The 21,284-nt window shown below is 39.7% G+C and carries 22 protein-coding genes; 20 read left to right on the forward strand and 2 right to left on the reverse strand.

The annotated features are described in order from the left end of the window. The first annotated feature begins 124 nt into the window (after nt 1-124). The 4 genes from AB3I34_RS10895 (at nt 125) to AB3I34_RS10910 (ending at nt 4,326) form a co-directional block, all read left to right on the forward strand. The gene (locus AB3I34_RS10895) at nt 125-991 is read left to right on the forward strand and encodes a RodZ family helix-turn-helix domain-containing protein (protein ID WP_002415636.1); all 867 of its coding nucleotides are present in this window, start codon (nt 125-127) and stop codon (nt 989-991) included. A 124-nt stretch (nt 992-1,115) separates the two neighbouring features. After that, nucleotides 1,116-1,694, forward strand: a complete 579-nt coding sequence (gene pgsA, locus AB3I34_RS10900) for a CDP-diacylglycerol--glycerol-3-phosphate 3-phosphatidyltransferase (RefSeq protein WP_002365382.1) — start codon at nt 1,116-1,118, stop codon at nt 1,692-1,694. A 248-nt stretch (nt 1,695-1,942) separates the two neighbouring features. After that, nucleotides 1,943-2,542 (forward strand): MarR family winged helix-turn-helix transcriptional regulator, encoded by a 600-nt coding sequence (locus tag AB3I34_RS10905; RefSeq protein WP_002359022.1) that lies wholly within the window; start codon nt 1,943-1,945, stop codon nt 2,540-2,542. Further along, nucleotides 2,542-4,326 (forward strand): ABC transporter ATP-binding protein, encoded by a 1,785-nt coding sequence (locus tag AB3I34_RS10910; protein WP_002370114.1) that lies wholly within the window; start codon nt 2,542-2,544, stop codon nt 4,324-4,326. The genes AB3I34_RS10905 and AB3I34_RS10910 overlap by 1 nt, the downstream gene beginning before the upstream one ends. 515 nt (nt 4,327-4,841) lie before the next feature. Here AB3I34_RS10910 and AB3I34_RS10915 read toward each other — a convergent pair. Continuing rightward, nucleotides 4,842-5,729: a MurR/RpiR family transcriptional regulator gene (locus AB3I34_RS10915; RefSeq protein WP_002383224.1), complete on the reverse strand. Its 888-nt coding sequence runs from the start codon at nt 5,727-5,729 to the stop codon at nt 4,842-4,844. 375 nt (nt 5,730-6,104) lie between these two features. On the opposite strand from AB3I34_RS10915, the gene gnd reads away from it, so the two are divergent. The 13 genes from gnd (at nt 6,105) to AB3I34_RS10980 (ending at nt 16,025) form a co-directional block, all read left to right on the forward strand. Then, on the forward strand, nt 6,105-7,040 hold the full coding sequence (gene gnd / locus AB3I34_RS10920) for a phosphogluconate dehydrogenase (NAD(+)-dependent, decarboxylating) (protein WP_002415649.1): 936 nt from the start codon (nt 6,105-6,107) through the stop codon (nt 7,038-7,040). A gap of 12 nt (nt 7,041-7,052) precedes the next feature. After that, nucleotides 7,053-8,054, forward strand: coding sequence for a D-isomer specific 2-hydroxyacid dehydrogenase family protein (locus AB3I34_RS10925; protein WP_002375530.1), 1,002 nt, complete (start codon nt 7,053-7,055; stop codon nt 8,052-8,054). 14 nt (nt 8,055-8,068) lie between these two features. Beyond that, nucleotides 8,069-9,175 carry an iron-containing alcohol dehydrogenase family protein gene (locus AB3I34_RS10930; protein ID WP_002359028.1) on the forward strand — a complete coding sequence of 369 codons (1,107 nt, stop codon included), beginning with the start codon at nt 8,069-8,071 and terminating at the stop codon, nt 9,173-9,175. A 12-nt stretch (nt 9,176-9,187) separates the two neighbouring features. Continuing rightward, on the forward strand, nt 9,188-10,024 hold the full coding sequence (locus tag AB3I34_RS10935) for a PTS sugar transporter subunit IIC (protein ID WP_002354902.1): 837 nt from the start codon (nt 9,188-9,190) through the stop codon (nt 10,022-10,024). Nucleotides 10,025-10,044: 20 nt separating this feature from the next. Continuing rightward, on the forward strand, nt 10,045-10,917 hold the full coding sequence (locus tag AB3I34_RS10940; protein WP_002354903.1) for a PTS system mannose/fructose/sorbose family transporter subunit IID: 873 nt from the start codon (nt 10,045-10,047) through the stop codon (nt 10,915-10,917). Between the two features lie 21 nt (nt 10,918-10,938). Continuing rightward, entirely contained in the window at nt 10,939-11,445 is a 507-nt protein-coding gene (locus tag AB3I34_RS10945; RefSeq protein WP_002354904.1) for a PTS sugar transporter subunit IIB, read from the forward strand. 77 nt (nt 11,446-11,522) lie between these two features. Then, entirely contained in the window at nt 11,523-11,975 is a 453-nt protein-coding gene (locus tag AB3I34_RS10950) for a PTS sugar transporter subunit IIA (protein WP_002381074.1), read from the forward strand. A 23-nt stretch (nt 11,976-11,998) separates the two neighbouring features. Then, nucleotides 11,999-13,072: a mannonate dehydratase gene (gene uxuA / locus AB3I34_RS10955; protein WP_010712897.1), complete on the forward strand. Its 1,074-nt coding sequence runs from the start codon at nt 11,999-12,001 to the stop codon at nt 13,070-13,072. Nucleotides 13,073-13,076: 4 nt separating this feature from the next. Continuing rightward, nucleotides 13,077-13,730, forward strand: coding sequence for a bifunctional 4-hydroxy-2-oxoglutarate aldolase/2-dehydro-3-deoxy-phosphogluconate aldolase (locus tag AB3I34_RS10960; protein ID WP_002354907.1), 654 nt, complete (start codon nt 13,077-13,079; stop codon nt 13,728-13,730). Between the two features lie 168 nt (nt 13,731-13,898). Next, nucleotides 13,899-14,369, forward strand: coding sequence for an ASCH domain-containing protein (locus tag AB3I34_RS10965; RefSeq protein ID WP_002368453.1), 471 nt, complete (start codon nt 13,899-13,901; stop codon nt 14,367-14,369). Between the two features lie 175 nt (nt 14,370-14,544). Next, on the forward strand, nt 14,545-14,763 hold the full coding sequence (locus AB3I34_RS10970) for a YdbC family protein (RefSeq protein WP_002381076.1): 219 nt from the start codon (nt 14,545-14,547) through the stop codon (nt 14,761-14,763). Nucleotides 14,764-14,779: 16 nt separating this feature from the next. Next, nucleotides 14,780-15,664: a YicC/YloC family endoribonuclease gene (locus AB3I34_RS10975; RefSeq protein WP_002367442.1), complete on the forward strand. Its 885-nt coding sequence runs from the start codon at nt 14,780-14,782 to the stop codon at nt 15,662-15,664. Between the two features lie 55 nt (nt 15,665-15,719). Further along, complete coding sequence (locus tag AB3I34_RS10980) at nt 15,720-16,025, forward strand: hypothetical protein (RefSeq protein WP_002383233.1); 306 nt, start codon at nt 15,720-15,722, stop codon at nt 16,023-16,025. Nucleotides 16,026-16,068: 43 nt separating this feature from the next. Here the strand turns inward: AB3I34_RS10980 and AB3I34_RS10985 are convergent, their stop codons facing one another. Further along, on the reverse strand, nt 16,069-17,550 hold the full coding sequence (locus tag AB3I34_RS10985) for a DUF1958 domain-containing protein (protein WP_002415650.1): 1,482 nt from the start codon (nt 17,548-17,550) through the stop codon (nt 16,069-16,071). A 222-nt stretch (nt 17,551-17,772) separates the two neighbouring features. Here AB3I34_RS10985 and gmk point away from each other — a divergent pair, with 222 nt between their 5' ends. The 3 genes from gmk to priA all read left to right on the forward strand — a co-directional run bounded on the left by gmk (nt 17,773) and on the right by priA (nt 21,281). Next, nucleotides 17,773-18,387, forward strand: a complete 615-nt coding sequence (gene gmk, locus AB3I34_RS10990; RefSeq protein WP_002354915.1) for a guanylate kinase — start codon at nt 17,773-17,775, stop codon at nt 18,385-18,387. A 4-nt stretch (nt 18,388-18,391) separates the two neighbouring features. Then, a complete protein-coding gene (gene rpoZ / locus AB3I34_RS10995) occupies nt 18,392-18,694 on the forward strand; it encodes a DNA-directed RNA polymerase subunit omega (RefSeq protein ID WP_002354916.1) in 303 nt (100 codons plus the stop codon). Between the two features lie 154 nt (nt 18,695-18,848). After that, nucleotides 18,849-21,281 (forward strand): primosomal protein N', encoded by a 2,433-nt coding sequence (priA, locus tag AB3I34_RS11000; protein WP_085444182.1) that lies wholly within the window; start codon nt 18,849-18,851, stop codon nt 21,279-21,281. Nucleotides 21,282-21,284 lie beyond the last annotated feature (3 nt).

Here is a 21,284-nt window from a genome sequence, read left to right on the forward strand (position 1 = left end):
TTTGTTATCCTCAGTTGGCTTCTTTTGTGGTATTCTTAAAGGACGGGAATGTTTCCCTTGGCAATTGAAAAAGACTGATGAGACAATCGATAAATTAACAAAATAGACTGGAGAAGATGGACGAGTGGCCAGCGTAAATATTGGAGAAACACTAAAAGAAGCAAGATTGCAGAAGAACATCTCAATTGATGAACTGCAACAAATGACAAAAATTCAAAAAAGATATTTAGAAATTATTGAACAAAACGATTTTGAGTCCTTACCAGGCACCTTTTATGTGCGGGCGTTTATCCGCCAATATGCAAGTGCGGTCGGCTTAGATGGCAATCAATTGGTAGATATCTATGATGGCAAAGAGCCTGAAATTGTCGAAGATCCCAAGCCAGTGTATGAAGAGCTTGAAGGATCACGTAAGCAATTGCATGACGAAGAAAAGCAATCCAGTTGGTTACTGCGGAACTTACCAGCCATTGCCTTTTCGTTAATTGGTTTAGCCATTGCGGTCGTGGTGCTGTACATTATGTGGCAAGATCAAAAAGCCGAACCGATTATTCAAACACCGGCAACTAGTGCCAGTGTGGAAAAACCCAAAGAATCAAGTCAAGCCCCAGAAAGTAGCACACAAAGTAGTACACCGCCGTCTTCTTCAAGCGAACCAGAGAAGAAAACAGCTGTGGCTGTGGTGAGTGATGCCAACAATCAAGTAACTGCAACGGTTAAAGATGCGAATAGTCCAATCAACATTACCTTTAAAGGGACTGAAGGCTCTTGCTGGATTGGCGTGATGGTCGATGGCAACTATACGTACCAACACACCCTGCAAGCAGGAGAGACCCAAACAACAGCTTTACCTGCGAATGCCGCCAATGCAACACTGATTTTAGGCGCCTCAAATAACGTCGCCATTCAAGTCGATGGCGCCGATTTAACACTGGAAAAAACGCCAGTTTTAATTCGTAAGGATGTTACATTAGGGATTACGTATCGTTAGAAATGGTGTAAGAAGAATCTGGATAAACTGTCAAACGGCAATTATTCCAGATTCTTTTCTTTTTTTCGTGACACTGCCAGCAAGATAACGTAAAATAGAACAGGAGAAGGAAGGGGCAATTGAAGTGAATTTACCAAATAAATTAACAGTTTTAAGAATATTTATGATTCCGATTTTTATTATTATTGTGTCAGTGCCAATGGACTGGGGAACGATTAGTTTTGGCGACACAACGTTAGCCGTTACCCAATTAGTGGGCGCGATTATTTTTGCAGTTGCTAGTTTTACAGACTGGTTGGATGGCAAAATTGCCCGTGCGCAAGGCTTGGTGACGAACTTCGGAAAATTTGCGGACCCATTAGCGGACAAAATGCTAGTGATGACCGCTTTTATCGTCTTAGTTGGTCAAGGCAAAGTACCCGCTTGGATTGTAGCAATTATTGTTTGTCGTGAATTGGCAGTAACTGGTTTACGGTTGTTATTAGTCGAACATGGCGAAGTAATGGCCGCAGCTTGGCCGGGAAAAGTAAAAACAGCTACCCAAATGGTTGCAATTATTTTACTGTTCATTAACAACATTCCATTTTCAGCACTTCATCTACCACTAGATCAAATCATGCTATATGCCTGCTTGATTTTCACCATTTACTCTGGTGTTGATTATTTTGCTAAGAATAAAGATGTTTTTAAAGGTTCGATGTAAAGAGAGAATCAAAACGCTTGGCTTGTGCCAAGCGTTTTTTTAGTATTCATGATTGAATCGGCAAATAGATTTTTAAGTAGAGGAACAGATGAATCGATAAAACAAATCGGTAATTTCTTTATGCTATTTTTCATTTTGGTTATATCTACATGCAAATAATTAGTTTGTTGTTGACAAAGTAAACTAAATAGATTACTATTTAGTTCGTTATCTTATATATAAACTAAATAAATTTTTTGGAGGAAATTATGAAAAAAACAGATATTTTAAATAAACTATTAAAAATTGCTCAACAACCCTACTTAATCTTTGCTTCTAGCATAGAGGAGAAACCAGATAACACTTTTGAAACGTTAAAATTGCTTGCTTCTGAAGAAAATGTAACAGCTGGAAGAATCGCTGAATATTTAGATATAAAACCTTCTAGTGTGACACAAATCATAAAAAAATTAGAGTCTGTTAAAGCAGTTAAACGAGTCAAAAATGAATCAGATGCTCGGGTCACATTTGTTGTATTGACTGATAAGGGACGAGAAAGTTTAAGTACTCAAGGAAATATTTCTAATGGATTTAATGAAGAAATGTTTAAGGGCTTTTCAGAGGAAGAACTAGAGTCTTTAAATAATTATTTAGAACGTATAGAAAAGAATATTTCTAGTGAAGAATTTTTAGATAAAATTGAAACAATTTTTGGCGACGATAAAAATTGGGAACATTTCAGAAAAATATCAGCTAGATATGGTAGAGCTAGAGAACAGATGATGGGACATGATGGCTTTGGTAGATTTGGTGAATTCAACGGTGAATACGGTGGCTTTGAAGGATGGAAGAGAGGTCGGAGAAGATAATGGCAGTAGGTGGAGGCGGCAAAAATAGTCATGATTCTATCCGAGCAGATAAAACAAAATTTTCGTTTAAAGAATTTTTAGGCTTAATCAAGATGACAGAGCCTAACTATTTACTGCTTGGCATTGGGATGATATTTCTTGTGATTTCTTCTAGTATCCAAGTGTACGTTCCAAAACTTGCTTCAAGTTTAGTCAATAATTTTCAAAAGGGAGTAGATTATAGTTTATTAGGTAAAGTTGTTGGATTATTTATATTTTCAGCACTCGTTTCTGCATTAGGAGGCACAATTTTAGGTATTTTTGGTGAAAATGTCATCCAAAATATGCGTAAACGCTTATGGAATAAATTAACTATTCTAAAAGTTTCTTATTTTGACTCTGTTAAAGCGGGTGAAATATCCAGCCGGGTCGTAAATGATACTAATCAAGTTAAGCAATTGTTAGCCGTTACTTTTCCTCAAACAGTTGCCAGTGTGATTACAGTTATTGGTACGGTATATATGATGATTAAAATGGATTGGCATATGTCGCTTGCTATGGTAATTGCTGTTCCTGTTGTAATCCTTTGTATGATTCCAGTAATGGCATTTGGTTCAAAAGTTAGTCACATTCGCCAAGATGCTATGAGTCAATTTAACGGACTTGCTACTGAAACGTTGAGTGAAATTCGTTTAGTCAAAACTTCTAATGCTGAATCTCAGGCGCAGGTTCGTGCTGCAAATGAAGTGGATCGGTTATTTAATGTAGGGAAAAAAGAAGCAATATTTGATGCATCTATGCAACCAATTATGATGATGGTCTTTATGAGTATGGTATTTGGGCTATTAGCATATGGGATGCATCGAATTGCCATTGGTGTGATGACAATCGGAACATTGATGAGTTTCTTAATGTATCTATTTAATCTTATTGGCGCCATGCCAATCATTGCGACGTTATTTTCTGAAGTAGCTAAAGCAGCAGGATCAACGCGACGAGTGCAAGAATTGTTATCTAGAGAACCTGAAGACTTTGAAAGTGGACAAGATATTGATTTATCGGAAAAGACTTTATCAGTTAAAAATGTAAAATTTTCTTATGAAGATGCACCAGAGGAACCTATCTTAACAGACATTTCTTTTACTGCTCAGCCAAACCAAGTAATTGCTTTTGCTGGCCCATCAGGTGGCGGGAAATCGACGATTTTTAGTTTAATTGAAAGGTTTTATGAACCTACAGAAGGACAAATTAAATTTGGAGATATTGACATAAAAGATATCAAATTATCAGATTATCGTCGTCAAATCGGCTTTGTATCACAGGATTCTGCGATTATGGCAGGGACAATCAGAGATAATCTAACGTATGGCTTAGCAGAAAACTTCTCAGATGAACAACTATGGGATGTCTTGGAACTAGCATATGCGCGAAAATTTGTAGAAGAAATGCCAGATAAATTGAATACGGAAGTCGGTGAACGTGGCGTTAAAATTTCTGGAGGGCAAAGACAGCGTATTGCAATTGCTCGTGCATTCTTGCGGAATCCCAAGATTCTAATGTTAGATGAAGCTACTGCTAGCCTAGATTCAGAATCTGAGATGAAGGTTCAAGAGGCATTGTCCAATTTAATGAAGGGCCGAACGACATTGGTTATTGCCCATAGATTGTCGACAATTGTTGATGCGGATAGCATTTACTTTGTTGAAAAAGGGAAAGTAACTGGTTCAGGAAAACATGATGAGCTAGTAAGTAAACATAAAACTTACGCTAAATATGTGTCCGAACAATTTAAAGTAACGGAATGAACGAAATAAGCAAATTTAAAATAAAGCTAAGACAACACATGCATTTAACTAATTGTCTTAAGATTTAGAAAGAACTTGGACATAACCCCCAAGTTCTTTTTTCTAACTTATTTTTACCCACAAGATAAAAAGCGTGGGACAAAAATCACTTTGGATTTTTGCTCTACGCTCAAAAACTAATAAACGGCGGGAACAGAAGCAACACTACGCGTTGCTTCGATCTCAACAACTTCTAAGAGCTAAAGCTCTAAGAGTTGAAGGTCCTTCGGAAATAAGCCGAAATTGTTGAGAATCACGAAGAACGTAGTGTTTCGATGATGAACAATACCTACTTGGTCTCCAAAAATTAAAGAACAATTTTCGGAAATTCCTTCTTATTTCTCGGAGTTAAACACTTCTGTCCCGACCTCTTTAAATACCTCCATGATAGCTCACTTACTTCATAAAATGTAGAGTCACGGTATAAAGCCAATTTGCGAGGACCGATATTACAAAAATAAGCACCATTCAGATCTTTACGACAAGTAATGCGGATCGGTCTTAGTCGTGCTAATGTTATCACGGATTTTTTTCAAGGAATCGGCATTTTGATCAAAATTGTGATACATCGTATTTGTATATAAAATATCCATTACCGTTAAGTAACTAATCCGTGAAGCCAAGGATTCCGCACGAAACAAGCCTTCTTCGGTGACGACAATAATTGCTTCGTCGGACAAGCCTGCCAATTCTGAACCGCTGTTACCGGTTAACGTAATCATTTTTGCGTTGGTTTTTTTAACTTGTCGTGCTAGGTTGATTGATTCTTTGGTTTTGCCTGAATGGGAAAAAATAAACACGCAATCTTCACTGGTTAATTTTGTGACAAAGCTTAACTGCATGTGGTAATCAAAAATGTAGTTACACCGATAGTTGGTCCGAATGAATTTATGGAAACTATCAAAAGCCACAATCGAGGACCCGCCTTGCCCAAAAAAATGAAGCGTTTTGGCAGAGTACATCAAAGCCAACACGTTATCTAACAGCTCCTTTGTTAAGAACTGTGTGGCGTTACTGAGGGAATAAATATTGGCTTGTAAGACTTTTTTAGCAATCGTAATACTATCATCATCTGGTGAAATATCATCGGCGCCATTCACGCTATTGACGTTTTGAAAAGTCGGCTGATAATTAGAATTCCTGGCGATATCAATTTTAAATTCTTGGAACCCAGAATAGCCAATCTTTTTTACAAATTGATACACGGAAGATTGGGAGACGCCAATTTCGTTGGCAAGACTTTCTAACGTCATTTGTGTCAATAATGATTCAGAATGAACAAAGTAATCGGAAATTTTCTTTTCTGTGAGGCTCAAATTCGGTTTTTTGATCCGAATCCGTTGATCCAAATAGTGGTTTTTCATTAACACGTTCCTCCAATCTTATTTTTTTAAAAATAGAATGAATGCCTTTTCATTGCTGGTATAGACTGATTATAGTGGAAAAAGAGGACAAATACAATTTCTCTTTTTCTCCACAAAAAAGAAATTCTTTAAAAAAAGCCAAAAAAAATAAATAATCTTTTTTCTGAAAAATGAAGGGGTCTTGAAAAGACTTCTCTCAACTAAAGAAAGTAGCCAGTAAAAAGAACGTGATACCAAGAGATTTACTTGTGTTTTTTGTATGAAAGCTCCTTAAAAATAAAAACGTTTTACCTTTTGAGTAGGCAAGATTTTTGCTAAAAAATAAAAAATATTTTTTAATTAGTGTAATCGTTTACATTATTTTTTTTATCCTTTATGATTGAAGTATCAAAAGAGGCAGGTGAAAGAAAAATGGACATTGGCTTTATTGGACTTGGGAAAATGGGTTTGAACATGGCGTTAAATGTTCACGAACAAGGCTGGCCTATTATTGGCTTTGATGTGACAAAGGAAGCAAGAGCGGCTGCTAGAGAACAGGGTCTTTCCGTTGTAGATTCGTTGCCGGAATTATTGAAAGCGCTTAATAAAAGGAAGGTGATTTTTTTAAGTACTCCCGCTGGTCAGATTACCAATCAATTAGTGGCAGAATTGGTAGAGCAATTAGCGCCAGAGGATATCATTGTGGATAGTGGCAATTCAAATTTTCATGATAGTGTTGCGAATGCTCAGCTTGCTAAGGAAAAAGGAATTTATTTTATTGATTGTGGTACTTCTGGTGGCATCAAAGGAGCGCGGGAAGGAGCGTGTTTAATGGTTGGCGGTGCGCCTGAAGCTGTCAAGGCGTTAACCCCATTTTTTGAAGATTTAGCTTGTGAACAAGGGTATCTTTATGCTGGAAAATCAGGAGCTGGTCACTATTTGAAAATGGTGCATAACGGGATTGAGTACGTCATGATGCAAGCCATGGGAGAAGGATTCAATTTATTAGAAGCTGCCGAATATGATTTTGCGTTGGAGAAAGTAGCCGATGTGTGGAATCACGGCTCGATTATTGAAGCTCGCTTGATGGGCTTAGCGAAAGAGGTTTTTGCGGAAAATCCTACGTTAGCCAATCTAGAAGGGAAAGTTGCAGCAAATGGCGAAGCCAAATGGATGATTGAAGAAGCATTGCGTTTGGAGATGCCCGTCCCAACTACGGCATTGTCCTTATTTACTCGAAATGAAAGTATGCTAGCAAATCATTTTTCAAACAAAGTGGTCGCTTCTTTGCGACAAGGATTTGGCGGGCATGAAGTCGTAAAAAGTCAGTAAAGGAGTTTAGTCATGTTAAAAAAACAAAAAATTGCCATAGTGAATTCCAGTAGTTTTGGTCAAATTTTTCCTGAACACTTAACGCGCTTAGAAAAGATAGGCACCGTGAAGCATTTTACAGTCGACAGTGAAATTGGTGGCAAAGAGTTAGCGGAACGTTTACAAGGATATACGATTATTATTGCTAGCGTGACGCCATTTTTCACGAAAGAATTTTTTGAACATAAAGATGAATTATTGCTGATTTCTCGCCATGGTATTGGGTATAACAACATCGATTTAGACGCTGCAAAACAGCACGACACAATTGTTTCCATCATCCCAGCTTTAGTAGAACGAGATGCCGTGGCGGAAAACAATGTCACAAATTTACTAGCTGTTTTACGACAAACCGTGGCTGCAGATGCCAGCGTTAAAGCGGATCAATGGGAAAAACGAGCGAATTTTGTCGGTCGGACGTTATTTAACAAAACTGTGGGTGTCATTGGTGTTGGGAACACAGGAAGTTGTGTCGTGGAGACGTTACGAAACGGATTTCGCTGTGACGTGTTAGCGTATGATCCCTATAAATCCGCCACTTATCTGCAAAGTTATGGAGCCAAAAAAGTAGACTTAGATACGTTGCTAGCTTCAGCTGACATCATTTGTTTATGTGCCAATTTAACTGAAGAAAGTTATCACATGATTGGCTCGGCGGAAATTGCCAAGATGAAAGATGGCGTCTATCTTTCCAATAGCGCACGAGGCGCCTTGATTGATGAAGAAGCCATGATTGCCGGTTTGCAATCGGGCAAAATTGCTGGGCTTGGGACAGATGTTTTAGAAGAGGAACCAGGTCGGAAAAATCATCCTTATCTTGCGTTTGAAAATGTAGTAATGACGCCGCACACCTCCGCTTATACCATGGAATGCCTGCAAGCGATGGGAGAAAAATGCGTGCAAGATGTGGAAGACGTGGTGCAAGGTATTTTACCTCAACGGGCAGTGCAAGAAGTCAGTCGTTACGTTAGTTAAGAAGGAGGAGGAGCATGTTAACTGATTTAAAAGTGAAAGTTGGACCGCAATTTTATCGTTACCACGAAGGCGCCTTAGCTTCGGTGCCGTCACTTTTCAAGGAATATCACGCCCAACGAATTTTGGTGGTGCATGGCACCGTATCCTTTGAAAAAGCTCAGCCATTTTTGCCATTCTTGGCAGATTCAGAGTATCAATTCTTCTATCACACTTACACAGGAGAATGTAGTTATTTTGGCGCCGAACAAATTTCACAGCAAATAAAGGAACACCAGATTGACTTTCTTCTGGGAGTCGGCGGCGGTAAGTTAGCCGATTTAGTGGGCTACAGCGCCCATTTAAACAATCTGAATTTTGGCTTGGTCCCCACTTTGGCTAGTAACTGTGCGCCGTGGACACCGTTAGCTGTGATGTATCAAGAAAATGGCGCGGCCGAAGGCAAAACGGAACATTTCTTTCGCCAAGCTGCGTTTTTAATCACCGATCCTAAGTTGCTTCTGGATGCACCCCGTGATTATTTTGTCGCTGGTTTAGCTGATACGTTAGCGAAATGGTATGAATCAGAGACCATTTTACGCCAAGCCCATTTGCAAGGGGAACCCTTTTTACAATTAGCGGGAGCGACCGCCAAGCTTTCGCAAGAAGCGATTATGCGGGACTCAAAAGCAGCCTTAGCAGCGATGGACGAGGGCAAACTCACGCCTGAATTTGTCCATCTTTCAGAAATTGTTTTCGCCGTTTCCGGATTAGTCGGCGGCTTCGGTGACAAATACGCCCGCAATGCAGCAGCACACGCCATGCATGATGCTATGAGTAAATTTTTACCCAAAAGTCATGACTATTTACACGGCGAAAAAGTAGCTTACGGCATCTTCTATCAATTAGCATTGGAAAAAAGGTGGGCCATCATAGACGCATTAATCCCTTTTTATCAAGAGCTAAACTTGCCCATGTCGTTACGACAAATGGGCCTTTACCCAGAAGAAGAAGCAGTACTCGATGCAATGGTTCAATTTATTGATTCAAAAGAAAAGGTTCATTTAATTCCTATTGAGATTTCGGAAGAACGTTTACGTCAAGGGATTGAAGAGCTAGAAAAGTATATCCAAAACCAAGGATAAGAAGGAGGAACTATGGAAACGTTAAGTGTTTTACAAAGTTTGATAATGGCGCTTTGGGTGGCAGCAATTATGTCCAGATGGCTTGGAGGAGGAGCAACGTTAACGTTGCGTTTCTCGCCCTTAATGACAGGGTTAGTAGCAGGTTTAGTGATGGGCGATGTCCCGAAAGCGATGATTGTCACCGCAGCATTACAAATGATTTACATGGGTGTTTTTTCACCAGGTGGCTCTATGCCAGCAGAACCATCAATTGCGGCAGCGATTGCTGTGCCAGTTGCGTTGCTAGGGAATTTGAAGCCGGAAGCAGCTATCGCCGTAGCGGTTCCTGTCGGTCTTTTAGGAAGTTATTTATATCAATTCCGTTTCTTTATTAACACGTTTTTAGGGAAGTATACCGATCGTGCGGTGGCTGAACTAAATTCTAAAAAAATTGCCCGCTCAATTATCTGGTATCCAACGATTGCCTCATTTATTTTATTCGTTCCATTAGTCTTTTTTGCTCTTTATTTAGGGGCACCAGTCATTGCCGATATTATTAAAGCATTAGAAGGAACCGTTGTGATTCACGTGTTAGAAGTAGTCGGTGGTGGTTTAGCCGCAATTGGGATTGCGACAACGGTCTATGTCATTGGTCGAAAAGATTTCTTGGTTTTCTTTTTCCTTGCATACTTCATGAGTATCGTCTTTAAGTCATTGGAAATTACCATGGTAACGTATGCCATCTTTGGCGTAATTATTGCGTTAATTTTTGTGCAAGTCCAAAAAGGCAAACCTGTAGCAGAAAGTGCTGGTTCCGCCAGTGCCACCACTGATTTTGATGATGATGACGATTACGATGACGGGTTTTAAAAGAAAAAGGAGGAACTGAAATGACGGAAACAACAGAAAAAGTCGTGCCGAAAACAACGAATTTAGCACCAGAAGAAATTACCAATAAAGATGTTACAAAAGCCTATCTCCGTTGGCATTTTGCCAATGAAATTCCCCATTCCTTTGAACGTTACTTGGCGCCTTCGTTATTGTACGCAATGATGCCACTTTTAAAGAAATTATATAAAGACGATGAACAATTAAAAGCCGCTTATATGCGTCAACTGCTGTTTTTCAATACGCAGTTAAGTTGGGGCGGCGGGGTCATTACTGGGTTGATGGCTTCTATGGAACAAGAGCGGGCCAAAGAAGAACATGAAGGCCGCGAAATCATGATGCAAGATGATTTAATGTATAACACCAAAGCTGGATTGATGGGCGCGTTAGCGGGGATTGGTGATGCGATTGACTCAGGTACGGTTCAATATATTTTTATTGCGATTGCGGTGCCGTGGGCGCAACAAGGTAGCGCATTAGGTGCGATTTTCCCATTTGTGGCGTTTGCCCTTTATCAAGTACTGTTAGGTGTGTTCTTTGCGAGACAATCCTTCAAAATGGGGCGGAATGCCACAGGCTTAATGCAAAGTGCGGGGATTCAAAAAGCCATTGAAATGTTATCTGTTTTAGGGTTGTTCATGATGGGAATTTTAGCTGGTAATTATGTCAAAGTTTCTTCAACTCTTCAATTTAAACTTTCTGGCCGTGAGTTTGTGGTCCAAGATATCCTTGATCAGATTGTCCCAGGACTCTTGCCGCTAGCTGTCGTAATGGGCGTGTATTGGTTCTATACGAAAAAAGGTTTGAAAGTTACGCAAGCATTATTGTGGTTAACAGGTATTTTAATTGTCTTAGCAACAGTCGGTATTTTATAAAAAGAAAAGGACGTGAATCAGATGGGCGTAGTAAATTTAGCAAGAGTAGATGAACGATTAATTCATGGACAAGTGATGGTGACCTTGTCCCAAAAAAGTGGCGTTAATTCCATTTTCGTTGTCGATGAAGTGGTGGCAAAGGATAAATTTATGCGTGATTTATACAAAAGTGCAGGCAGTCGGACAGGACAAAAAACCATTGTCATTACGCCGGAAAAAGCCAAATTTTATTGGGATGAATACCAATTCAAAGAGTATAACTGTATTTTAATCGCTAAAACCGTCTCTGTAATTTATGACTTAGTAAAACACGGAGTCCCTATGAAGGAGTTAAACATCGGCGGTATCGCACAGAAAAATCCAGAAAAAGATTTATTAGTAACCAAATCTGTTTATTTAAACAAAGAAGATGCTGAAAAATTAAAAGAACTACATGAGGTGTATGGCGTAGAAGATATTTATTTCCAAGCAACGCCTTCTGCACCAAAAACTAGTTTAAAAGAGGTTTTAGGCAAATTTAATTTATAAAAAAAGCCAGTCGCTTGAGTCATTGCATGACTGTTTGAAGCAATGACTCGAGCCGCTGGATTGAAGGAGGAACTTTTATGTTAGGGATTGTGATTGCTACACATGGTGCACTAAGTGACGGTGCAAAAGACGCAGCTACCGTGATTATGGGCACAACCGAAAATATCGAAACTGTTAATCTAAATAGTGGAGACGATGTCCAAGCACTAGGCGGACAAATTAAAACAGCGATTGAGAACGTCCAACAAGGGGATGGCGTGTTGGTCATGGTTGACTTATTAAGTGCAAGTCCTTACAATCAGGCAGTTTTGGTGATTAACGAACTCGAACCAGCACTACAAAAGAAAATCTTTGTGGTGAGTGGTACCAACCTACCAATGGTCTTAGAAGCGATAAACCATCAATTATTGGGCACACCGATTGCTGAAGCGGCGCAAGCGATTGTTGCGCAAGGCAAAGAAAGTGTGCAAGCATGGGATATTTCTATGACTTCATTTGAGGATGAAGAGGATGAGGACGATGATTTTTAAGAATGTAGTAAAGGGTGAAAGCAATGAAATGGGGATTTAGATGGTACGGAGCGGCAGGCGATGCTATTCCATTAAAACACATTCGACAGATTCCAGGAATTACTGGCGTTGTCGGTACCTTGTTAAATAAACTACCAGGCGATGTTTGGACTGTAGCCGAAATTCAGGCACTTAAACAATCGGTAGAACAAGAAGGATTGGCACTTTTAGGAATTGAAAGTGTCGCTATTCATGATGCCATTAAAGCGGGAACGGATCAACGAGACCATTATATTGATAATTATCGCCAAACGTTACGTAACTTGGGGAAATGTGGAATTTCCTTAGTGTGCTACAGTTTCAAGCCTATTTTTGGTTGGGCTAAAACGGACTTGGCGTATGAGAATGAAGATGGCAGCTTATCGTTGTTATTTGATCAAGCTGTGGTAGAGAACATGCAGCCAGAAGACATGTATCAATTAATTCACAGTCAGTCAAAAGGATTCCGGTTACCAGGTTGGGAAGAGGAGCGTTTGCAACAATTTCAAGAATTGAAAGCCATGTATGCCGGCGTAACAGAAGAAGATTTGGTCGAAAATTTGCGCTACTTTTTAGAACGTGTGATTCCTGTCTGTGAAGAAGAAAATATCAAAATGGGGATTCACCCCGATGATCCACCTTGGGAAATTTTTGGTTTGCCAAGAATCACTAAAAATTTAGCGGATTTAAAACGGATCCTTTCCTTGGTGGACTCACCAGCAAATGGGATTACATTTTGTACAGGTTCCCTTGGTGCGGATCCGACGAATGATTTGCCTGCTATGATTCGTGAAATAGGTCACAGAATTAATTTTGTTCATTTCCGCAATGTGAAGTATTTAGGCGAGCATCGTTTTGAAGAAACGGCGCATCCGAGTGTCGCTGGTTCGTTAGATATGGCGGAATTAATGCAAGCACTGGTAGACGTAGGGTATGAAGGCGTTATTCGCCCTGACCATGGGCGGGCAATTTGGGATGAAAAAGCGATGCCTGGTTATGGTTTATATGATCGAGCAATGGGGTTGACCTATATTCAAGGACTGTACGAAGCAACCAAAGCCAAACGAAATAGGAAGTGACAGAATGGAAACAAAAGTTGAAAAAAATCAACTGTATCAACAATTAGCGACATGTAAACTTTTACCACTATACACTGCAACAGATTTACGCTATTTGCCACAAGTAGAATCAGTCTTAGTAGAAAACGAATTACCGTTTATTGAAGTCACTTTTCGGAGTCAGCTGGCCTTGCCTGCCATCAAACAACTTGCTGCTTCAGGGAATTTAATAGTAGGCGCAGGAACTGTTCGAACCTTGAAAGAAGCCCAAGAGGCAGTAGCGAACGGTGCACAGTTCATTGTTTCCCCAGCGATTGTTCCAGAAGTCATTGATTTTTGTCTGGCAAATGAGGTGCCTATTTTTCCAGGAACAGCTACGCCTGGGGAGATTCAGCGAGCGCTGGCGTATGGCTTACGAGTGGTTAAATTTTTCCCAGCCGATATTTACGGCGGGTTAAAAGCCATCAAAAGTTTAAGTGGCCCGTTTTATGATGTTCAATTTTTACCAACTGGTGGGATTGATGAAACAAACTTTATAGAGTATGTGGAAGCCAAAGAAGTATTAGCAGTGGGCGGTTCCTTTATTTTATCAGAAAAGATGCTTCAAGAAGATGAAGCTTCGGCACGCCAGCATGTTCAATCTTTACTCACGAAAATCAAAGAACGACAAGCAAAATAAAAAGATGGGCTAAGTTTTGTTACTTAGTCCTCTTTTTTTTTCTGTCCAAATACTACTGACATTATTTTAGTTTTCATTTTGTAAAAATAGTATAGGAGAAAAGCAATCAGTTATGTATAATTAGTGAAAGAAGGTTGCGTGAAGTAAAAATAAAAAGGAGAGCAAAGGATGTTAAAAAATGTAGAAGTGTTCTGGCAAAACTTTTTAGATAAACATGAATTAGATATGCTGATGCCCGATGTGTGGATGTTTGGTGATGGCTCTTCTGAGATGGGTAATCGTTTGGGTCAATTGGTTGTTTCTGGTCGTAAGACAGCGACATGTTCTTCTTTAGATATTTATAAGATGGAAGGAGAACAACTCCCTAAAGCTGGTCAATACGACATAATTTTAGATGGTCAGTCTCAACCGCTGGCTATTATTCGAACAACCAAAGTTGAAATTATGCCCATGAACAAGGTCTCAGAATCTTTTGCGCAAGCAGAAGGTGAAGGAGATTTGACATTGGATTATTGGTATGAAGAGCATGCGCGGTTCTTTAAAGAAGAACTGGCCCCCTATCAGCTACAATTTTATCCCGACATGCTGTTAGTTTGCCAAAGCTTTGAAGTGGTGGATCTTTATACAGAAAAAGAATAAACAGAGAAGCGGTGACTGACACGATTGAAACGAGCAGTCGTCGCTTTTTTTACTGATTTTTTGAAAAAGTTGCGTATGTTTATATAGACAGGGTGATAGAAAAGAGATGTGTATTTTAAGTGTCGAGGAAAAGATGGTACAATAACCTAAGGAATACTAACAAGGAGTGAATGTTATGAAAGAAGAATTTTCATATGAAATTTTAGAAGAAGTCGCTGTGTTATCTGAGAATGCTCGTGGCTGGCGTAAAGAATTGAATTTAATTAGTTGGAATGGTCGTCCACCAAAATTTGATTTGCGTGAGTGGGCCCCTGATCACGAAAAAATGGGTAAAGGCATCACCTTAACTAACGAAGAATTTGCTGAATTAAGCAAAACAATTAAATCCATGTAAAAGGAGCACCCTGTCAATGAAAAGTATGACTGGATTTGGAAAAAAGACCATTCAAAATGAAAATTATCAATTGGATGTCGAAGTCAAAAGTGTCAACCAGCGGTTTTTAGATATTCAGTTGCGTATGCCAAAGGAACTGAATGCCTATGAACTGGTGATTCGGCAAGTAATCAAACGCACGTTAAAACGTGGACGTGTGGAAGTCTATGTAAATCTCCAAAAAATCGGCAACAATCAAAAAGAAGTTCGCGTGCAGTGGGACTTAATTGATCAATTATTAACTTCGGTAGATCAACATTTAAAGGAAAACTATCCGGAAGCAACGTTTGATGCAGGGGACACGGTCAACCATTTATTAAAGCAAAATGATTTTGTCGAAATAGTGGAAGCAGAAATTGCTGATCAGACATTTGAACCATTTCTTGTTCAAGCATTTGAAGCAGCCATCGCTAGTCTTGACCAAAGCCGTGTGCAAGAAGGAACGCAAATTAAACAAGTCCTGCTTGACTATGTAGCAGTGTTGACCCAATCAATTCAAGAGCTGCAAGCGTTTGTGGGCGTTTTTGAACAAGAATACCGTCAACGTTTTGAAGCGAAATTAAACGAATGGTTAGGTAGCCAAGTGGATGAAACACGCTTATTAACAGAAATGGCCATTTTATTGGAAAAAGGCGATATTCATGAAGAATTGGATCGTTTGGATATCCATATTGATAAGTTGCATCAGTTGCTTGACGAAACAGAACCAGTGGGCCGAGAACTAGATTTCTTAATTCAAGAAATGAACCGTGAAGTCAATACGATTGGTTCGAAATCAAGTCCAATTGAAATAAAAAATAGTGTCGTTCAAATGAAAACAACCTTAGAAAAGATTCGTGAACAAATTCAAAATGTCGAATAGAGAAAATGGTTTCGTGTTTTTCCAGAAAACGCTATAATATAGAAGTAACGAATAAATGACAGAGGTGAAAGCAATGACTAAATTTTATGATGTAACCTTTCAAGAATTAAGTGGTCGTTCTGTGGTAAAAACAGAAGTCGCTTCAGACAGAGAACCATTTGACGTCTGGCAAGATGCTTGTGCAAGCTATTCTGAAACAGAATTAAATATCCAAATTAACGAAGACACGTTTGTAACTTTAAATCGTCACTTTGTTGTTCGCATTGACGTAAAAGAAGTTGACGGCCCTGTCGACAAACAAGTTCGTCGTCGCGATGAATTGATGAACGTGGTCAATACGCTTTCTAATATGGGCTTATAAAAAATACCACCAAGCATTTCACGCTTGGTGGTATTTTTAAGAATTAGAATAAAAGAAACAAGCCAATGGCGCAAAGGAAAGAAAGGACTGCGGCACTTAAAAAGATTGTCCGCATGGATGCAGTTTTACTGCTTTCTTTGCCGTGTTTTTTCTGACGTTCTAAACGTTTTTGAAGCTGACGGGTAATTACTGAGAAAATCAGCCCGAAAAGGACTAAAACACTTGTGGCAATCGATTTGGGAATAAAATGATTCGGTTCTGCAACGGTGGTGTCCCCAGAATGTTCGTTTGATTCTTCCGCAGCTTCCGCTGTTGTTTGTTTTGGCTTAACTTCTTGGTAAGCCACTTTTGGCGCTTGAACCGTACTATTTAATAATGTCAAGGGCGTGTCGACTTGCACTTGCCCTGCTACTAATTTAAAAGTAGGCTGACTGCCTTTGGGAACGACACCGTATAAATCATTAGCTAAAGTGACTTTTTTGTGATCAATGGTTTGTGGTCCTTTGTCTAAAAGTTTTTTGCGTTCGTATGTCGTATAGGCATAGTCCAGCAAAGCATTTCCAGCCACATGCCGTTCGTATTCACCATCTTGGTTTTGCCAATTACCAACGCCTAAAATGACTTCAATTAAACGGAAATCTCCTTGTTTGACAGTCGCAATATAGTTAAAGCCGCCTGTTGGACTAGAGCCTGTTTTTAAACCATCCACGCCTTGGTAGCCATACTTAGCTCCTGGTAAAGAATAATTGTACGCTTCAAAAGTTTCCTCGTAAGGCGTGCCGACCATTGTTTTCACCACTGGCTTATTGGTGATTTCTAAAATTTCTGGATAATTTTTCAGAAAATGATAGGTTAGTGAAGCTAAATCTCTAGCTGTAGAGACGTTATCGCCATTTGGGTCAATTCCTTGCATTTGATACAGGCCGTTAAAGGCACTTGCTTGCGCTCCACTGCAGTTGTAATAGGTAGTATTTGTCATCCCTAGTTCAGTCGCTTTTTGATTCATTAAATGAACAAAGTCAGTAGGCTGGTTCCCTGAAATTAAGTTTGCCAACATGAGAGTCGCCACATTAGAAGAGGGGACAGCAATCATTTTTAACAGTTCACGGACTGGATAAGCAACACCTAACGTAATTTTGTTATTACTAATGGCATATATTTTAGAAATATCGACATCTTTTTGTGTAGCAGTCACAGTCGTATCCATTGTAAATTTTCCTTGCTCCATTGCTTCAAAGGCCAAGTACATGGTCATCACTTTGGCAATACTGGCAGGATTCCACGCTAAATCTGGTTGCTGCGACCAGAGAATTTCTCCAGAATCAGCATCAACAACGATGGCTGCTTTGGGAATGCCATCCGCTTTCAGGGTCGTCCCCATTTTTTTAGCAATCGCGGTAATATCTTCTTCTGCGTGAGTCACAGTAGGTTGGGCAAAAAAGGCCCCACAACTGACAACTAAGCCTAGCAGAAACAATGTAAATGGTTTAATTCGTGCGATGTTTCTCAGTCCTTTCTTATTCACGTTTTTTCATCCTAAAGGAGTCATCACTTCATTTTACTTAAAAAATGGCTGCCTGTATAGGAATTCTAGGTAATTTGTTTAAAAAAAGAACAAGTTATGAAAGCCAAATTAAAGAAGAAATGTTATTTTTTCAGTGAATCTCCAAGAAAGTCTTGAAAATTGCAGAAAAAAAGTGCAAAATAGAACTAATACTGTGAAATTATGTTTTGAAAGGAAGTCGTTATGTCAGAGCGCGGGTTATTAATCGTATTGTCAGGTCCTTCAGGAGTGGGGAAAGGGACTGTAAGAAAGGCTATTTTCGACAGTGAAGAAAATGATTTTCAATATTCAATCTCAATGACCACTCGGAAACAGCGAGAAGGCGAAGTGGATGGAGTAGATTACTATTTCCGTTCAAGAGAAGAATTTGAAGCGATGATTGAAGCTGGAGAAATGTTGGAATATGCGGAATATGTTGGTAACTATTATGGGACACCATTAACGTATGTTAACCAGACGCTAGATGAAGGCAAAGACGTCTTTTTAGAAATCGAAGTCCAAGGGGCTAAACAAGTCAAAGACAAAGTGCCTGATGGCGTATTTATCTTTTTGACACCCCCCGATTTAGCGGAATTAAAATCAAGAATTATTGGCCGCGGAACAGACGAAATGTCTGTGATTGAAGAACGAATGGCTGTGGCCAGAGAAGAAATCGAAATGATGGCGCTGTATGATTATGCGGTAGTGAATGATGAAGTTCCTTTAGCCGTGCAACGAATTAAAGACATTATCGCGAGTGAGCACTTCCGTGTTGACCGTGTAATTGGAAAATATATTAAAATGTTAGAGGAGATGTAGCCTTATGATGTTAAAACCGTCAATTGACTCATTGTTAAAAGAAGTCCCTTCAAAATATTCTTTGGTTATTTTAGCAAGCAAACGTGCGCATGAATTAGATGAAGGCGTTCAACCAACCGTTGAATCCTTTGATTCTGTAAAAAGTGTGGGCCGTGCGTTAGAAGAAATCGAAGCAGGAACAGTGATCAGTGATCCAAATCCTGAAGAAAAACGCGAACGTCTACGCATTGAACGTGAAGAACGCAAACGCCAACGTGAACAAGAACAAAAAGAATTAGAAAACCGTTTACGTGACGAAAAAAATTAATTGAATGATTGTCAACGAATGGAGAAAGCCGTCTGTCTATTTCAGAGGCTTTCTCTTCGTTTATTCTGAAAGGTGCCAGCGAGACACACAAGACAAATCAGTCAATCTTTAGTACAATAGGCAAAGAGAATTTACATAAAAAGGAGGACGCACCATGCAAAAAGTAGCCAAAGTTATTGTGGATGTACCAACGATGCAAACCGATCAACCATTCACTTATTTAGTTCCTGAAAATTTAAATGAGCAATTGGCTGTCGGCATGCGTGTAGAAGTGCCTTTTGGTAATGGTAATCGGCATGTTCAAGGGTTTGTTCTAGCCATTGAACCAATGGCTGCAACGGTTCTTGACGAAACCAATGTTCAGTTGAAAGAACTAGTGGCGGTGTTGGATTTAAAACCTGTCTTAAATACAGAAATGTTGGCTTTAGCAGATTATATGAAGGAAAAAACGTTTGCCTTTAAAATCACTTGTTTGCAAACCATGTTGCCTAGCGTAATGCGTGCCGATTACCAAAAATATATTTATTTAACGGATGAGCTTTCTGAAGAATTACAAGATCAGTTATTTTATGGTTTAGAGGAAATTTCGTGGGACCAAGCGCAAGAACGTGGGATTTTGCCTCAACTAATGGCGTTGCGTAAACAGCAAAAAGTCGATATTCGCTACGAAGTTACGACGAGAAATAAAGTCAAAATGGTCCGCTTTATTCAAGCCGCTAAGGAATTTGAACAATTAGAGGAAATTCGTTTGGGTTTACGCAAGGGAGCTAAGAAGAAAGAGCAACTTCTTTACTATTTACAACGCTTGGGTACTGAAAAAGTCACCGCCGTGAAGGAAATGAAAGAATTAGGTTTCAGTACCGCACTTTTAAATGAAGCGGCCAAAAATGGTTGGTTAACGTTCGTTGAAAAAGAAGCGTATCGTGATCCGTTTGCTAATCAGACGTTTGAAAAAACGACTGCGTTATCTTTGAATGCAGAACAACAGGTGGCTGTGGAAACAATCTTACAATCGGTCCAAGAACAGCAAAGCCAAACCTACTTATTGGAAGGTATTACAGGAAGTGGGAAAACAGAAGTTTATCTACAGGTCATTGCAGAAGTACTTAACCAAGGCAAAACAGCCATTATGCTTGTCCCTGAAATTTCTTTAACTCCGCAAATGGTGCAACGCTTTAAAAGTCGCTTTGGCGAACATGTTGCTGTAATGCACAGTGGCTTATCGCAAGGTGAAAAATATGATGAGTGGCGGAAGATTGAACGAGGAGAAGCGGAAGTTGTGGTTGGTGCGCGTTCAGCCATTTTTGCGCCAATCGAAAACATCGGTGTGATCATTATTGATGAAGAACACGAGGTAAGTTATAAACAAGAAGAAACCCCCCGCTACCACGCGAGAGATTTAGCGATTTGGCGTTCAGAGTATCATCATTGCCCTGTTGTTTTAGGCAGTGCCACGCCGTCCTTGGAATCACGCGCTCGCGCACAAAAAAATGTTTATCAGCGGTTACGATTAACACAGAGGGCCAATCAAGCGGCAACCTTGCCTACGATTGATGTAGTGGATATGCGGCAAGAAGTAGAAAATGGCAATGTCTCTTCTTTTTCCATGTCGTTGCAAGAAAAACTCCAAGAACGCTTAGAGAAAAACGAACAAAGTGTTCTCCTACTTAATCGCCGTGGCTATTCGTCATTTGTGATGTGTCGCGATTGTGGCTATGTGTTGCCGTGTCCGAATTGTGATATTTCCTTAACTTTGCATATGGATAGCAAAACAATGAAATGTCATTATTGTGGGCATGAAGAGCGGATTCCTTATCGCTGTCCTAACTGTGGCCAAGATAAAATTCGCTACTACGGAACAGGCACACAAAAAGTAGAAGAAGAATTACAAACGTTGTTACCAGACAGTCGCATTCTCCGAATGGATGTTGATACGACCCGTCGCAAAGGTGCGCATGAAAAGATTTTGCGAACATTTGGTGAAGGACAAGCGGATATCTTATTAGGCACACAAATGATTGCCAAAGGACTGGACTTTCCAAATGTGACGTTAGTCGGTGTCTTAAATGCTGATACCGCCTTGAATTTACCCGATTTTCGTTCCAGTGAACGGACCTTCCAATTATTGACACAGGTCAGCGGTCGAGCTGGTCGCGCTGAAAAACCTGGGGAAGTCATCATTCAATCTTTTAACCCCGAGCATTATGCGATACAATTGGCAAAAGCCCAAGATTATGAAGATTTTTATACAAAAGAAATGTATATCCGCCATCGTGGGGATTATCCACCGTACTATTTTACGGTCCAAATTACGGCCAGTCATCCTGAAGAGAATGAAGCAGCGAAACAAATGTTTCAAATTGCGACGAAATTAAAACAAGGCTTATCGCCGCAAGCTATTTTGTTGGGACCAACGCCCAACGCAATCATGCGTGTCAATAATCGTTACTTTTATCAAGTGATTATCAAGTATAAACAAGAACCAATGCTTCAACCATTATTGAAAGAAATTTTAACCGATACACAACGAGCAACGGCTCGTGGCTTAAAGCTTTCCATTGATGCAGAACCCATGAATTTTATTTAAAAA

This window comes from Enterococcus sp. C102(2024) (genome assembly GCF_040888205.1).
In the GTDB taxonomy this organism is placed as follows: domain Bacteria; phylum Bacillota; class Bacilli; order Lactobacillales; family Enterococcaceae; genus Enterococcus; species Enterococcus faecalis.

Bases quoted from the DNA above. Each gene is read 5' to 3' on its own strand.
- uxuA (WP_010712897.1), top strand. From the start codon at position 11,999: ATGAAATGGGGATTTAGATGGTACGGAGCGGCAGGCGATGCTATTCCA.
- AB3I34_RS10960 (WP_002354907.1), top strand. From the start codon at position 13,077: ATGGAAACAAAAGTTGAAAAAAATCAACTGTATCAACAATTAGCGACA.
- AB3I34_RS10950 (WP_002381074.1), top strand. From the start codon at position 11,523: ATGTTAGGGATTGTGATTGCTACACATGGTGCACTAAGTGACGGTGCA.
- AB3I34_RS10940 (WP_002354903.1), top strand. From the start codon at position 10,045: ATGACGGAAACAACAGAAAAAGTCGTGCCGAAAACAACGAATTTAGCA.
- AB3I34_RS10930 (WP_002359028.1), top strand. From the start codon at position 8,069: ATGTTAACTGATTTAAAAGTGAAAGTTGGACCGCAATTTTATCGTTAC.
- AB3I34_RS10905 (WP_002359022.1), top strand. From the start codon at position 1,943: ATGAAAAAAACAGATATTTTAAATAAACTATTAAAAATTGCTCAACAA.
- AB3I34_RS10910 (WP_002370114.1), top strand. From the start codon at position 2,542: ATGGCAGTAGGTGGAGGCGGCAAAAATAGTCATGATTCTATCCGAGCA.
- AB3I34_RS10970 (WP_002381076.1), top strand. From the start codon at position 14,545: ATGAAAGAAGAATTTTCATATGAAATTTTAGAAGAAGTCGCTGTGTTA.
- AB3I34_RS10925 (WP_002375530.1), top strand. From the start codon at position 7,053: ATGTTAAAAAAACAAAAAATTGCCATAGTGAATTCCAGTAGTTTTGGT.
- gmk (WP_002354915.1), top strand. From the start codon at position 17,773: ATGTCAGAGCGCGGGTTATTAATCGTATTGTCAGGTCCTTCAGGAGTG.
- rpoZ (WP_002354916.1), top strand. From the start codon at position 18,392: ATGATGTTAAAACCGTCAATTGACTCATTGTTAAAAGAAGTCCCTTCA.
- gnd (WP_002415649.1), top strand. From the start codon at position 6,105: ATGATTGAAGTATCAAAAGAGGCAGGTGAAAGAAAAATGGACATTGGC.
- AB3I34_RS10980 (WP_002383233.1), top strand. From the start codon at position 15,720: ATGACAGAGGTGAAAGCAATGACTAAATTTTATGATGTAACCTTTCAA.
- AB3I34_RS10935 (WP_002354902.1), top strand. From the start codon at position 9,188: ATGGAAACGTTAAGTGTTTTACAAAGTTTGATAATGGCGCTTTGGGTG.
- AB3I34_RS10915 (WP_002383224.1), bottom strand. From the start codon at position 5,729: ATGAAAAACCACTATTTGGATCAACGGATTCGGATCAAAAAACCGAAT.
- priA (WP_085444182.1), top strand. From the start codon at position 18,849: ATGCAAAAAGTAGCCAAAGTTATTGTGGATGTACCAACGATGCAAACC.
- AB3I34_RS10975 (WP_002367442.1), top strand. From the start codon at position 14,780: ATGAAAAGTATGACTGGATTTGGAAAAAAGACCATTCAAAATGAAAAT.
- AB3I34_RS10965 (WP_002368453.1), top strand. From the start codon at position 13,899: ATGTTAAAAAATGTAGAAGTGTTCTGGCAAAACTTTTTAGATAAACAT.
- AB3I34_RS10945 (WP_002354904.1), top strand. From the start codon at position 10,939: ATGGGCGTAGTAAATTTAGCAAGAGTAGATGAACGATTAATTCATGGA.